Genomic DNA, 13,730 nt, shown 5'->3' with positions numbered 1-13,730 from the left:
ATCCACCGGGCTTGCAGTTGCGGTGGGTTGTCGCCATAATCGGCGAAATGCACGGCCAAACGAACTGATAATCCCTTCCTCGTCGGGTTAACGACGCGGGAGGGATTTTTTTCATCGCGACTCCGTCAGCCTGGCCGACACGCGGCGCGGCGACGGGATTTATAGGAGGAGTGAGTATGTGTACTCTGGGGCATAAGCCTGATAACTCTCTGGTATCCAACGCCTTTGGCTTTCTGCGCCTGCCGTTGGACTTCATGCCGTATGACGGCGACGCCGACTGGGTGATCACCGGGGTGCCGTTCGATATGGCGACCTCCGGCCGCGCCGGTGGCCGACACGGGCCGGCGGCGATCCGTCAGGTTTCGACCAACCTGGCCTGGGAAGGCAAGCGCTGGCCGTGGAACTTCGACATGCGCGACCGCCTGAAGGTGGTGGACTGCGGCGACGTGGTCTTCAGCTTTGGCGACGCCCAGGAGATGAGCGATAACCTGCAGGCTCACGCCGAGCGTCTGCTGGCCAGCGGGAAACGCTGCCTGACCTTTGGCGGTGACCATTTCATCACCCTGCCGCTGCTGCGCGCTCACGCCAAGCACTTCGGTAAAATGGCGCTGGTGCACTTCGACGCCCATACCGACACCTATGCTCACGGCAGCAAGTTCGATCACGGCACCATGTTCTTCCATGCGCCGAACGAGGGGCTGATCGATCCGCACCATTCGGTGCAGATCGGTATTCGCACCGAGTACGATCATGACAACGGCTTTACCGTGCTGGACGCGGCGCAGGTGAACGATCGCAGCGTAGAGGATGTGCTGGCCGAGGTGAAGCGCATCGTCGGCGATATGCCGGTCTACCTGACCTTTGACATCGACTGCCTGGATCCGGCCCACGCGCCGGGCACCGGTACGCCGGTGATCGGCGGCCTGACCTCCGATCGCGCGCTGAAGCTGGTGCGTGGTCTGCAGGATCTGGACATTGTCGGGATGGACGTGGTGGAAGTCGCGCCGGCCTACGATCAGTCGGAGATCACCGCCCTGGCGGCGGCGACCCTGGCGCTGGAGATGCTGTATATCCAGGCTGCGAAGAAGTAATCTTCGCTGAGCGCACGAGGCCGGGCAGACGCCCGGCCTTTTTTGTGTCTTGAATCCCCCGGCTCGCCGGGAGACGGTTTATGCGCTGCGCTCACACCCCGCCGCTGTAGGAGGCGCGGGCCTGCCGGTAGAGCGCCAGACGCACTTCGCGCGCCTTCTCAAACTCCTTATTCATGATCAGCGGGCGGATCTCCTTCTGGTAGACCTGAATGCTGGTCTGCCCCTGGTGGTTATGGTAGCCGGGCAGGTGGCTGCGCCAGCGTCGGTCGATGATCGCCTCCTGGCTGTAGAAGGGATCGACCTGGTTGCGCACATACTCGTCGAAGCGGGCGCGCAGCGCCTGACGCTCGGTCTGGTGCGCCGGTGAGTGCGCCAGGTTACGCGTCTCTCCCGGATCCTGCTGCAGATCGTAGAGCTCCTCTTCCTCATTCTCTTTATACAGAATGTACTTGTAGCGCTCGGTGCGCAGCATGCGCGCCGGCTGTACGTCGACGTTGCGATCGGTATTCCACTGGGTAATGACCTCATCTCGCCACCCGTCGGGCTGCTCTCCGCGCAGAATAGGCATCAGGGAGCGGCCGTACAGGCCGGGCGGCGGCGTCAGACCCGCGTAGTCGCACAGGGTCGGCAGCAGATCGCACAGGGAGGTCAGGTGGCGGCTGCTGGCCTGGGGGCGGATGCCGGGGCCGGCGAAAACCAGCGGCACGTTGGTGGACTCCTCATAGAACCAGTTCATTTTGGCCACCAGGCGGTGGGCGCCCATGGCATCGCCGTGGTCGGCAAAGAAGACCACCAGGGTATCGTCCGCGTGGCCGCTGGCGCGCAGCGCGCTCAGCACCTGGCCGATGAAGCCATCGGCCAGTTCGGTGAAGTGATAGTAGGCCTTGAGATACTGGCGGAAGTTGAGCTCGTTCCAGTTGGCGGCCTGCATCACCCGGTTATGGGTGCAGCAGGCATATTGAATCGCCAGGGGTCGGTTGGGCAGATCGGCGGAGGTGTCAAAGTTATCCAGCAGCGGCGGCAGGGGGCCCAGACCGTCGATATCGCCGTGCGGGCCGGCAAAGGCCCCGGTCCAGCCATTGATGTTATGGGGATTATTGAACTCGATCGCCAGCATAAACGGCGCGTCGCTGTCTCGCCCCTTCAGGGTATCGATGTACTTCAGGCTCTCCTGCAGGCAGTAGACATCCTCACGGGTATCGTAATCGACCGGATAGGCGGCCGGGCTATCGTAGGGCAGCTCGACCTGGTCGGCGCAGGTGAACCCCTTGAGCGCGCCGTAGTCGTGGCGCTTGCCGAAGTGGCGGCATTCGTAGCCCGCCTGGCTGAACAGTTCGCCCAGCGTCACCATATCCTGCGGGACGTTGGGGCTGTCGTTGGCGATCACCCCGGTCTGATGGGGCAGGCGGCCGGTCCAGTAGCAGGCGCGCGACGGGGCGCACAGCGGGTAGGGGCAGTAGGCCTGTTCAAAGCGGGTGCCGCGGGCGATCAGGCTGTCGATGGCCGGGGTGTTGACCTGGGGATTGCCATAGCCTCCCACGCCGCGCCGCGCCAGCTGATCGGCGGTGATGATGACGATATTGCGCGGGGGCATCTTGGCGCCGGTGTCCGTACCGGCGGGGGCATCGCCAGCGGCCAGCGCCGGCGCACCGAGGGCGACCCCGGCCATCCCGCCGGCGGTTCGCTGTAAAAATTCGCGTCGAGAAAGAGACATAGTCGGTTCCTTTTTATTGTTCGAAAGCAAAGATAACAATTCGAAACAATGTTTCACCGCGATATCGATCGCATAATGCACAATCAAAAGAAAAAGAAAGGTTTTACGCGCTAAATGCGCGCGGCGGGGCGCGCGGTGAAAAATCAACCTTTGCGCAACGCAGGTCAAAAAAGGACGCTGATTGCGCAAACGCTGCGCGCCGCGGGGCGGGACGGCGTCGGTTTTGTGCTACCCTGCCCCGTCAGGCCATACTGTCCCGCGGCGCCGGGAGAAACGGTGTGAGTGCATATCATCGTGGATTTTGCGGCGCGGCTCCGTGGCGGCGCCGCGATTAAGGATTGCCGTTTTCACTCCGAGTCTGAGACAATATGGCGAACCCTTGTTTTCATACAATCCGACTTGGAGTAGAACATGTCCTCTCGTAAAGAGCTTGCCAATGCTATCCGTGCCCTGAGCATGGATGCGGTGCAGAAGGCCAAATCCGGTCACCCGGGCGCCCCGATGGGGATGGCGGATATCGCCGAAGTCCTGTGGCGTGATTACATGAACCATAACCCGGTCAACCCGCACTGGGCCGATCGCGACCGTTTTGTGCTGTCCAACGGCCATGGTTCCATGCTGATTTATAGCCTGCTGCACCTTACCGGCTATGATCTTCCGATGTCTGAGCTGGAAAACTTCCGCCAGCTGCACTCCAAGACCCCGGGTCACCCGGAGTATGGCTATACCCCGGGCGTTGAGACCACCACCGGTCCGCTGGGCCAGGGCATTGCCAACGCCGTCGGCATGGCCATCGCCGAGCGCACGCTGGGCGCGCAGTTCAACCGCCCGGGCCACGAGATCGTCGACCACTACACCTACGCCTTTATGGGCGACGGCTGCATGATGGAAGGCATCTCTCACGAGGTCTGCTCCCTGGCCGGTACCCTGAAGCTGGGCAAACTGATCGCGTTTTACGATGACAACGGTATCTCCATCGACGGTCACGTTGACGGCTGGTTCACCGATGATACCGCCAAGCGTTTTGAAGCCTACGGCTGGCACGTGGTGCGCGGCGTAGACGGTCACGACAGCGCCGCCATCAAGGCCGCTATCGAAGAGGCGCGCAGCGTCAGCGACAAGCCGTCCCTGCTGATGTGCAAAACCGTCATCGGCTTCGGCTCGCCGAACAAGGCCGGTACCCATGACTCCCACGGCGCGCCGCTGGGCGACGCCGAGATCGCGGCAACCCGCGCTCAGCTGGGCTGGAACTACCCGCCGTTCGTCATCCCGCAGGAAATCTACGCCGAGTGGGATGCCAAAGAGGCCGGTAAGGCCAAAGAGCAGGCCTGGGATGCCCGTTTCGCCGCCTATCAGGCCGCGTTCCCGCAGCTGGCCGCCGAGTTCAAACGCCGTATCAACGGCGAACTGCCGGCCAGCTGGGACAGCGAATCTCGCCAGTTTATCGAACAGCTGCAGGCCAACCCGGCCAAGATCGCTAGCCGTAAGGCGTCGCAGAATGCGCTGGAAGCCTTTGGCAAGCTGCTGCCGGAGTTCCTGGGCGGCTCCGCCGACCTGGCGCCGAGCAACCTGACCATGTGGTCCGGCTCCAAGGCGCTGAACGAAGACGCCGCGGGCAACTACATCCACTACGGCGTGCGCGAGTTCGGCATGACCGCCATCATCAACGGCATCGCGCTGCACGGTGGGTTTATCCCCTACGGTGCGACCTTCCTGATGTTCATGGAGTATGCCCGTAACGCCATGCGTATGGCTGCCCTGATGAAGATCCGTAACATTCAGGTCTACACCCATGACTCTATCGGTCTGGGCGAAGACGGCCCGACCCATCAGCCGGTCGAGCAGATGGCCAGCCTGCGCACCACGCCGAACATGAACACCTGGCGTCCGTGTGACCAGGTGGAGTCCGCCGTTGCCTGGAAGAAAGCCATCGAGCGTCTGGACGGCCCGTCAGCGCTGATCTTCTCCCGTCAGAACCTGACCCAGATGGATCGCAGCGCCGAGCAGCTGGCCAACGTTGAACGCGGCGCCTACGTTCTGCAGGACTGCGCCGGTCAGCCGGAGCTGATCTTCATTGCCACCGGTTCCGAAGTGGAGCTGGCGATGAACGCCGCGGCCAAGCTGAGCGCCGAAGGGCGTCAGGTGCGCGTCGTCTCCATGCCGTCGACCGAAGTGTTCGACAAGCAGGACGCCGCCTACCGTGAAGCCGTGCTGCCGTCTGCCGTCAGCGCCCGCGTGGCGGTGGAGGCCGGTATCGCCGACTTCTGGTTCAAGTACGTCGGCCTGAACGGCGCCGTCGTCGGCATGACCTCCTTCGGTGAGTCCGCGCCGGCCGAGCAGCTGTTCGTCGAGTTCGGCTTTACCGTCGACAACGTGCTGGCCAAGGCCCGCGCACTGCTGAAGTAAACCTTCCGCGGTAGAAAATGATGAACGGGGCGCCTGCCCCGTTTTTTTCTGCCAACGCGTCGGGCGCGATCTATGCACCGATTTCGCATCAAATTGTGATGCAATGCACGTTTCCATTCAAATTCACCGCCGTGCTTCCCGCTTTTTCTCTCCCGTGTTTTCTTTGCGCTGCGTTTGGTTTATTCTTGGCTGAAGCGTTTCAGTTGATGGGGAAAGCGGCGACGAATTGATGGGGCCAGTGGCGTTTTTGCTGCCGGAATCCGCCCCGACGTCGCGGGCATGGATTACTCTGAACGTCTGTTTGCCGGACGAGGAAAGAGTAAGATGACCATTCGTATCGCCATTAACGGTTTTGGCCGCATCGGCCGCAACGTACTGCGGGCGCTGTATGAGTCGGGACGACAGACGCAGATGCGCGTCGTCGCGATCAATGAGCTGGCGGCCGCCGAGGGGATGGCGCACCTGCTGCAGTATGACACCTGCCACGGCCGATTTGCCTGGCCGGTGCGTCAGCAGGATGACTGGCTGTGGGTCGGCGACGATCGCATTCGTCTGCTGCACCGGCCGCAGATCGCCGATCTGCCCTGGGAGGCGCTGCAGGTTGATGTGGTGCTGGACTGTAGCGGTGTTTATGGTAGCCGGGCTGATGGCGAGGCTCATATTTTGGCGGGGGCCGGTAAAGTGCTGTTCTCCCACCCCGGCGGCCATGACCTTGATGCCACCGTGGTCTACGGGGTGAATCAGGAGTGTCTATTGGCGGAGCATCGCATCGTCTCCAACGCCTCCTGTACCACCAACTGTATCATCCCGGTGATTAAACTGCTGGACGATGCCTTTGGCATCGAGTCGGGTGCGGTGACCACCATTCACTCGTCGATGAACGACCAGCAGGTGATCGATGCCTACCATCCGGATCTGCGGCGGACCCGAGCGGCCAGCCACTCGATCATTCCGGTGGATACCAAGCTGGCGGCGGGTATTGCGCGCGTGCTTCCCCAGTTTCGCGATCGCTTTGAGGCGATCTCGGTACGGGTGCCGACGCTGAATGTGACCGCCATCGATCTCAGCGTCAGCGTGCGTACGCCGGTGCGGGTCGACGAGGTAAACGGCCTGCTGCAAAAGGCAGCATCGACGGCATTTCATGGTATAGTTGATTACACAGAATTACCGCTGGTCTCGACCGACTTTAATCACGACCCGCACAGCGCCATCGTGGACGGCACCCAGACGCGGGTCAGTGGTCGGCATTTGATTAAAACGTTGGTCTGGTGTGACAACGAATGGGGCTTCGCCAACCGGATGCTGGATACTACGCTGGCGATGACCCGGGCAGTTTCTAATGCGTCGTAGCCGCGCGCGGCGACACAGCTTAAAGCAACTTTTAGAGAATCAATGAGAGGATTCACCATGTCTGTAATTAAGATGACCGATTTGGATCTGGCGGGTAAACGCGTTCTGATCCGTGCGGACCTGAACGTTCCGGTTAAAGACGGTAAAGTGACTTCCGATGCGCGTATCCGCGCGTCGCTGCCGACCATTGAGCTGGCGCTGAAGCAGGGTGCGCGCGTGATGGTAACCTCCCATCTGGGTCGTCCGACCGAAGGCGAGTACAACGATGCGTTCTCTCTGCTGCCGGTGGTGAATTACCTCAAAGATCATCTGAAGTCGCCGGTGCGTCTGGCCAAAGATTACCTGGACGGCGTTGACGTTGCCCAGGGCGAGCTGGTGGTGCTGGAAAACGTCCGCTTCAACAAGGGCGAGAAGAAAGACGACGAAACCCTGTCTAAGAAATACGCTGCCCTGTGCGACGTGTTCGTTATGGATGCGTTCGGCACCGCGCACCGCGCCCAGGCCTCTACCCACGGCGTGGGCAAGTTTGCGCCGATCGCCTGTGCCGGTCCGCTGCTGTCCGGCGAGCTGGAAGCCCTGGGCAAAGCCCTGAGCAACCCGGCGCGTCCGATGGTCGCCATCGTCGGCGGCTCCAAAGTCTCCACCAAGCTGACCGTCCTGGACTCCCTGTCCAAGATCGCTGACCAGCTGATCGTGGGCGGCGGTATCGCGAATACCTTCATCGCGGCGGAAGGCCACAACGTGGGTAAATCCCTGTATGAAGCCGACCTGATCCCGGAAGCCAAGAAGCTGCTGGGCACCTGCGATATCCCGGTACCGACCGACGTGCGCGTAGCCACCGAGTTCTCTGAGACGGCGCCGGCGACCATGAAGTCCGTCAGCGACATCAAAGACGACGAGCAGGTTCTGGATCTGGGCGATGCCTCTGCCGAGCAGCTGGCCGCTATCCTGAAAAACGCCAAGACCATCCTGTGGAATGGTCCGGTCGGCGTCTTCGAGTTCCCGAACTTCCGTAAAGGGACCGAGATCGTGGCCAATGCCATCGCCAACAGCGACGCCTTCTCCATCGCCGGCGGCGGCGATACGCTGGCGGCCATCGATCTGTTCGGCATCGCCGACAAGATCTCCTACATCTCCACCGGCGGCGGCGCCTTCCTGGAGTTTGTAGAAGGCAAGAAACTGCCGGCTGTGGTGATGCTCGAAGAGCGCGCCAAGCAGTAATGCCCGACACGGGAGGCCATCATGCCTCCCGTTGTTTTATCGCGCCCTGGCGCGGTAATGTTGATCCGATTGGAAAACACTCACGCCCACGAAACAGGACGATTAGACATGTCTAAAATCTTTGACTTTGTTAAACCGGGTGTCATCTTTGGCGATGACGTTCAGAAAGTATTCCAGGTAGCGAAAGAGAACAAATTCGCTCTGCCGGCCGTTAACTGCGTCGGTACGGACTCCGTCAACGCTGTGATGGAGGCCGCCGCCAAGGTACGCGCTCCGATCATCGTTCAGTTCTCCAACGGCGGCGCTGCCTTCATCGCCGGCAAAGGGCTGAAGCTGGAGGGCCAGCAGGCGGCTATCCTCGGCGCGATCTCCGGTGCGCACCACGTGCATCAGATGGCCGAATACTACGGTGTTCCGGTGATCCTGCACACCGACCACTGCGCCAAGAAGCTGCTGCCGTGGCTGGACGGGCTGCTGGACGCCGGTGAGAAGCACTTCGCCGCGACCGGCAAGCCGCTGTTCTCCTCCCACATGATCGACCTCTCCGAGGAGTCTCTGGAAGAGAACATCGAAATCTGCTCTCAGTACCTGGCCCGCATGTCCAAGATCGGCATGACCCTAGAGCTGGAGCTGGGCTGCACCGGCGGTGAAGAAGACGGCGTGGACAACAGCCACCTGGACAACTCCGCGCTGTACACCCAGCCGGAAGACGTGGATTACGCGTTCACCAAGCTGAGCGCCATCAGCCCGCGTTTCACCATCGCCGCCTCCTTCGGCAACGTGCACGGCGTGTACAAGCCGGGTAACGTGCAGCTGACGCCGGTGATCCTGAAAAACTCTCAGGAATACGTTTCTAAGAAACACAACCTGCCGCACAACAGTCTGAACTTTGTCTTCCACGGCGGCTCCGGCTCTACCGCGGCAGAGATCAAAGAAGCGGTCAGCTACGGCGTGGTGAAGATGAACATCGACACCGATACCCAGTGGGCAACCTGGGAAGGCGTGCTGAAGTACTACAAGAAGAACGAAGGCTATCTGCAGGGCCAGCTGGGTAACCCGGAAGGCGACGACAAGCCGAACAAGAAATACTACGATCCGCGCGTATGGCTGCGCGCCGGTCAGACCGGGATGATCGAGCGCCTGGAGCTGGCATTCAAAGAGCTGAACTGCATCGACGTGCTGTAATCGTCGTCAATCAGCAGAATAAACCCCGCATTGCGGGGTTTTTTTATGTCGGCGGCTCGCCGGGAAACACCGCCGCGATCGGTCATATGAATACGTGGTGTTAATTGGATTTAATTTTCAGATTTTTGGCGTTAATGAAATGTGGAGTCCAGCGCCGTAGTTGGGTTACCCTTACGGCGTTTTGGCCGCGATCTGCGGCCTGTTTTGCCTGTATCACCGGAGGCTCCGGTGAGAGAGTCAGGTAATAAAATAAGAGGGTAAACAATAAGATGAAAGACTTGGATGTAGTTGACGGCATTCAGAGCGCCGGCGGTTGGATCGTCCGTAACCAGGATTTGCTGCTGGGCTATGCCGTCAATCTGGTGGCGGCGGTGGTGATCCTGATCGTCGGTTCCCTGATCGCCCGCGGCATTTCGGCGACGCTGATTCGCCTGCTGAAGGCGCGCGGTCTGGACGTGACGGTAGTGCATTTCCTGGCGGCGATGGTACGTTACGGCATTCTGGCCTTTACCATTATCGCCGCGCTGGGGCGACTCGGGGTGCAGACCACCTCGGTGATCGCCGTGTTGGGTGCCGCCGGTTTGGCCGTCGGTCTGGCGCTGCAGGGCTCCCTGTCTAACTTTGCCGCCGGCGTTCTGCTGGTGCTGTTCCGCCCGTTCCGCGCGGGTGAGGTGGTGGATCTGGGCGGCGTAACCGGCACGGTACGCGAGGTGCAGATTTTCTCTACCACGCTGGCCACGGCCGACAATAAAGTGATCGTTGTGCCCAACGGCAAGATCATTGCTGGCAATATCATCAACTTCTCTCGCGAGCCGAAGCGCCGTATCGATATTGTCGTGGGCGTGGCCTACGACGCCGATATCGACGTGGTCAAGCGGGTGCTGGGCGATGTGGTGGCGGCCGATACGCGCATTCTGCACGATGACGGCGTTACTATCCGCCTGAACGAAATGGCGGCCTCGTCGCTCAATTTCGTGGTGCGAGTCTGGGGCAACAACGCCGACTACTGGGCCATCTATTTTGATCTGATGGAGAACTTCAAACGCGCGCTGGATGCCAATAACATCGGTATTCCGTTCCCGCAGATGGATGTGCATCTGTATCAGGCTGCCAAAGCTCGCGTCGAGTGATCTCTCCCCGTCTGGCCGGCGCGCCGGCCAGACGTCATAAGCCCGTCTTATCGGCGATAAGAAATCGCCATTTCCCCGCCGCCGCCCGGCTGTTTATGATGCTCTCCATCCGGCCATATGGCCGCCGTCCGCACCTCCTCTTCTGAAGGATCATCGTTATGTTTTCTGTTTTTGCACAGGGATTTGCCCTGGGCGCGGCGCTGATTTTGCCGCTGGGGCCACAAAATATGTTCGTGCTTAGCCACGGTATCCAGCGTCGCTATCACCTGACCATCGCCGCGCTGTGCGCCCTGAGCGATCTGGCGCTGATCTGTGCCGGGGTCTTCGGCGGCAGCGCGCTGCTGCTGCGTTCGCCGCTGCTGCTGCAGCTGGTGACCTGGGGCGGCGTGGTGTTTTTGCTGTGGTATGGCTGGGGCGCGTGGCGAACGGCGCTCCGCCCTGTGCAGGCGCAGCTGGACGACAGCCTGATGCAGCAGGGGCGCTGGCGGATCATCGTCACGCTGCTGGCGGTGACCTGGCTTAATCCGCACGTCTATCTGGATACCTTTGTGGTGCTCGGTAGCCTGGGGGGACAGCTGGTGGCCGACGCCCGACGCTGGTTTGCCTTTGGGGCGGTCAGCGCCTCGGTGGTGTGGTTCTTCAGCCTGGCGCTGCTGGCTGCCTGGCTGGCCCCCTGGCTGAGCCGGCCGCGCGCCCAGCGGGCGATCAACCTGGCCGTCGGCGGGGTGATGTGGTTTATTGCGATCGCGCTGGCGCGTCAGGGGCTGGCCATGTAGGGAATATCCGATTCACGTCGCGCCATCGGCGCGCTATGCTAACAATGCATTCGTCGGCGATCGGTCGGCGGGAGAGGGCCGGACCACAGGGTCCGGCGCGTGGCAGAGGGGAAGCCCCTGGCAACGTGGTAGTGAACCGGAGGATAACCGTGAAATTAACAGTATTGGCCTTGGCTGCAATGATGGGAGTCGGTGGCATGGCCGCCAGTGTTCAGGCGGCGGAAGTCCCGGAGGGGCCGCACGTCGTGACGTCGGGTACCGCCAGCGTGGACGCCGTTCCCGATATGGCTACCCTGACCTTTCAGGTTAACGCCAGCGCTAAAGATGCCGCCGGTGCCAAGTCGCAGGTCGATCAGCGGGTGGCCAAATATTTTGATTTTCTCAAGCGTAACGGCATCGACGCGCAGGATATCAGCGCCGCCAATCTGTATACCATGCCGGAGTATGAGTATCAGAAAGACGGGAAAAGCCAGCTGAAGGGGTACCGCGCCGTGCGTACCGTACAGGTGACGCTGCGCCAGCTGGATAAGCTGAACAGCCTGCTGGACGGGGCGTTGAAGGCCAACCTCAATGAGATCCGCTCCGTCGAGCTGGGCGTTGCCAAGCCTGAGGTGTACCGTGACAAGGCGCGTCAGATGGCGATCAAGAACGCCATCTCCCAGGCGGAGTCTCTGGCGCAGGGGTTTGGGGTGACGCTGGGGCCGGTCTACAGCGTCCGTTACCATGTCTCCAACTTCCAGCCGGAGCCGGTGACGCGCATGTACGCGGCGGCGCCGTCCGCCAATCAAACCTCGGCGGCGCAGACCTATGAGCAGCAGACGATTCACTTCGACGATCGGGTTGAGGTGGTATTTAACCTGAGTAAATAACGGCTCGATGGCGGGCGGGATCGATCGCCGATCCCGCTCTGTCGGGGCGCGCGCTCCGCGCGTAGGGGGCGCCTAGTCCTGACGCAGTACGTCGTGGCCGTGGCTTATCAGCGCATCGGTGACCCGACGCATCAGGCGGCTCTCCGGGGCAAAACGGTGCCAGTACAGCATGCGGCGCTGCACCATACCCGGCGTCAGATCGATCAGCACCCCTTCACGCAGCTCGCGCTCAACCTGCAGGTGCGGCAGCATACAGCAGGTGGTGCCCTGCAGCGCCAGCTGCACAAACGCTTCCGATGAGTTAACGATATGGCAGGGCACACTGCCCGGCGGCAGTTCGAAGTTTTGCTGCAGGAATGCCTGATGCATGTCGTCCAGGTGGTCGAAGGCGACCGCCGGCGCTTTAAGCAGCGATGAGCGGGTGACTCCGTTGGGGAAGTAGCGAGCGGCAAAGGCGGGAGAGGCGCAAAACAGGTAGTCCAGCGCGCCCAGACGATCCACCAGGCAGCTCGGCAGCGGCTGGGGCTGCAAACTCACCGCGCCGACCACTTCACCGCGGCGCAGCCGCTCCTGGGTGCGGCTTTCGTCCTCGACCTGCAGATTCAGGCGCAGCGGCGAGTCGGCCAGCACCGGCTTCAAGGCCGGCAGCAGCCAGGTTGCCAGGCTGTCGGCGTTGACCGCCAGCGACAGTAGCAGGGGGCCATCGCTGCTGCTGTCATTGCCCAGCCACTCCTCCTCCAGCAGTTCGACCTGGTGCAGCAGCGCCAGCAGACGCTGTCCCTGCTCGGTCGGGCGCGGTGGCACGGTGCGCACCAGCAGCGGCTGACCAAACAGGTTTTCCAGCTGCTTGATGCGTTGGGAAACCGCCGACTGCGTGATGCAAAGTTTTTGTGCGGCGCGCTCAAAACCACGTTCGCGGATGACGGCGTCCAGTGCCTGCAAGGTCCGGTAGTCCGGGCGTTTCATTATGGTATTTGTCCCCTTGGTTCCATTTTTGTTATGTATAAAACGTTATTGCTCACGTCGGGAAAACGGCGCGAACGGCCCGCCCCCCGGCGGGGGAGCCCTGTTCAGGCGCCGCGTGGCGGCTGGAGGCGCTACCGTTATCGCAATATGCCACATTTTGGCGGACGTCGCGGAGAAAATACGCGGGTGCAACGGGAAAAAAACGGAGAGTAGGCGTAAATTTACGCCGCTGCTGTGGGGTATTTACGCGGGCTGCTCTATAATAACGCACACGTTTTCGTAGCAAAGTCCATAGGATACGATATGACGCAGGATGAATTGAAAAAAGCAGTGGGTTGGGCAGCGCTGAAGTATGTGCAGCCTGGGACCATTGTCGGGGTAGGCACCGGCTCCACCGCCTCTCACTTTATTGATGCGCTGGCGACCATGAAGGGCCAGATCGAGGGCGCGGTCTCCAGCTCTGATGCCTCCACCGCCAAGCTGAAAAGTCTGGGGATCCCGGTCTTTGACCTCAACGAGGTGGATGCGCTGGATATCTACGTGGATGGGGCCGATGAGATCAACGGCGCCATGCAGATGATCAAGGGCGGCGGCGCCGCGCTGACGCGTGAGAAGATCGTGGCGGCGGTGGCCAAGAAGTTCGTCTGCATCGTCGATGCCTCTAAGCAGGTCGATATTCTGGGTAACTTCCCGCTGCCGGTCGAGGTGATCCCGATGGCGCGCGCCTACGTCGCCCGTGAGTTGGTGAAGCTGGGCGGACAGCCGGTGTATCGCCAGGGCGTGCTGACCGATAACGGCAACGTGATCCTGGATGTACACAACCTGCAGATCATGGAGCCGTGCAAGCTGGAGAACGCCATTAACGCTATCGCCGGCGTCGTGACGGTGGGGCTGTTTGCCAACCGTGGCGCCGACGTTGCGCTGGTCGGCTGCGCCGATGGGGTCAAAACGCTGACCCTGTAATCGTCGCTGGGCGCCTCGCCGATGCGGGGCGCCGTGCCCGCGGCGGACACTTTTTTCCG

11 protein-coding genes are annotated in these 13,730 nt (G+C 61.4%); 9 read left to right on the top strand and 2 right to left on the bottom strand.

Annotated elements, in window-relative coordinates; translation table 11 throughout:
* Positions 1 to 176 precede the first annotated feature (176 nt).
* Positions 177 to 1,091 carry an agmatinase gene (speB, locus tag BRD58_RS15395; RefSeq protein ID WP_012849784.1) on the top strand — a complete coding sequence of 305 codons (915 nt, stop codon included), beginning with the start codon at positions 177 to 179 and terminating at the stop codon, positions 1,089 to 1,091.
* A 91-nt stretch (positions 1,092 to 1,182) separates the two neighbouring features.
* Here speB and BRD58_RS15390 read toward each other — a convergent pair whose 3' ends face one another.
* Complete coding sequence (locus BRD58_RS15390) at positions 1,183 to 2,805, bottom strand: sulfatase family protein (RefSeq protein WP_073383571.1); 1,623 nt, start codon at positions 2,803 to 2,805, stop codon at positions 1,183 to 1,185.
* 411 nt (positions 2,806 to 3,216) lie between these two features.
* Between BRD58_RS15390 and tkt the strand changes: the two genes are divergently transcribed.
* The 7 genes from tkt (at position 3,217) to BRD58_RS15350 (ending at position 11,742) form a co-directional block, all read left to right on the top strand.
* A complete protein-coding gene (gene tkt, locus BRD58_RS15380) occupies positions 3,217 to 5,211 on the top strand; it encodes a transketolase (protein ID WP_012849781.1) in 1,995 nt (664 codons plus the stop codon).
* A gap of 324 nt (positions 5,212 to 5,535) precedes the next feature.
* Positions 5,536 to 6,561, top strand: coding sequence for an erythrose-4-phosphate dehydrogenase (epd, locus tag BRD58_RS15375; RefSeq protein ID WP_069579314.1), 1,026 nt, complete (start codon positions 5,536 to 5,538; stop codon positions 6,559 to 6,561).
* Positions 6,562 to 6,618: 57 nt separating this feature from the next.
* Positions 6,619 to 7,782 carry a phosphoglycerate kinase gene (gene pgk, locus BRD58_RS15370; RefSeq protein WP_015462290.1) on the top strand — a complete coding sequence of 388 codons (1,164 nt, stop codon included), beginning with the start codon at positions 6,619 to 6,621 and terminating at the stop codon, positions 7,780 to 7,782.
* Positions 7,783 to 7,890: 108 nt separating this feature from the next.
* Positions 7,891 to 8,967 (top strand): class II fructose-bisphosphate aldolase, encoded by a 1,077-nt coding sequence (fbaA, locus tag BRD58_RS15365; protein ID WP_012849778.1) that lies wholly within the window; start codon positions 7,891 to 7,893, stop codon positions 8,965 to 8,967.
* Between the two features lie 269 nt (positions 8,968 to 9,236).
* Positions 9,237 to 10,097, top strand: coding sequence for a small-conductance mechanosensitive channel MscS (gene mscS / locus BRD58_RS15360; RefSeq protein ID WP_012849776.1), 861 nt, complete (start codon positions 9,237 to 9,239; stop codon positions 10,095 to 10,097).
* Positions 10,098 to 10,255: 158 nt separating this feature from the next.
* Positions 10,256 to 10,873, top strand: coding sequence for an arginine exporter ArgO (gene argO / locus BRD58_RS15355; RefSeq protein ID WP_069579313.1), 618 nt, complete (start codon positions 10,256 to 10,258; stop codon positions 10,871 to 10,873).
* 149 nt (positions 10,874 to 11,022) lie between these two features.
* The gene (locus BRD58_RS15350; RefSeq protein WP_012849774.1) at positions 11,023 to 11,742 is read left to right on the top strand and encodes an oxidative stress defense protein; all 720 of its coding nucleotides are present in this window, start codon (positions 11,023 to 11,025) and stop codon (positions 11,740 to 11,742) included.
* A gap of 72 nt (positions 11,743 to 11,814) precedes the next feature.
* On the opposite strand, the gene BRD58_RS15345 is transcribed toward BRD58_RS15350, so the two are convergent.
* Complete coding sequence (locus BRD58_RS15345; RefSeq protein WP_012849773.1) at positions 11,815 to 12,708, bottom strand: LysR family transcriptional regulator ArgP; 894 nt, start codon at positions 12,706 to 12,708, stop codon at positions 11,815 to 11,817.
* 303 nt (positions 12,709 to 13,011) lie between these two features.
* Here BRD58_RS15345 and rpiA point away from each other — a divergent pair, with 303 nt between their 5' ends.
* The gene (gene rpiA, locus BRD58_RS15340; RefSeq protein ID WP_012849772.1) at positions 13,012 to 13,671 is read left to right on the top strand and encodes a ribose-5-phosphate isomerase RpiA; all 660 of its coding nucleotides are present in this window, start codon (positions 13,012 to 13,014) and stop codon (positions 13,669 to 13,671) included.
* The last annotated feature ends 59 nt before the right edge of the window (positions 13,672 to 13,730 follow it).

This window comes from Edwardsiella piscicida, from assembly GCF_001896205.1.
Lineage (GTDB): Bacteria > Pseudomonadota > Gammaproteobacteria > Enterobacterales > Enterobacteriaceae > Edwardsiella > Edwardsiella piscicida.
Note: the sequence above shows the minus strand (reverse complement) of the source record. Positions and strands in the feature narration are given on the sequence as shown.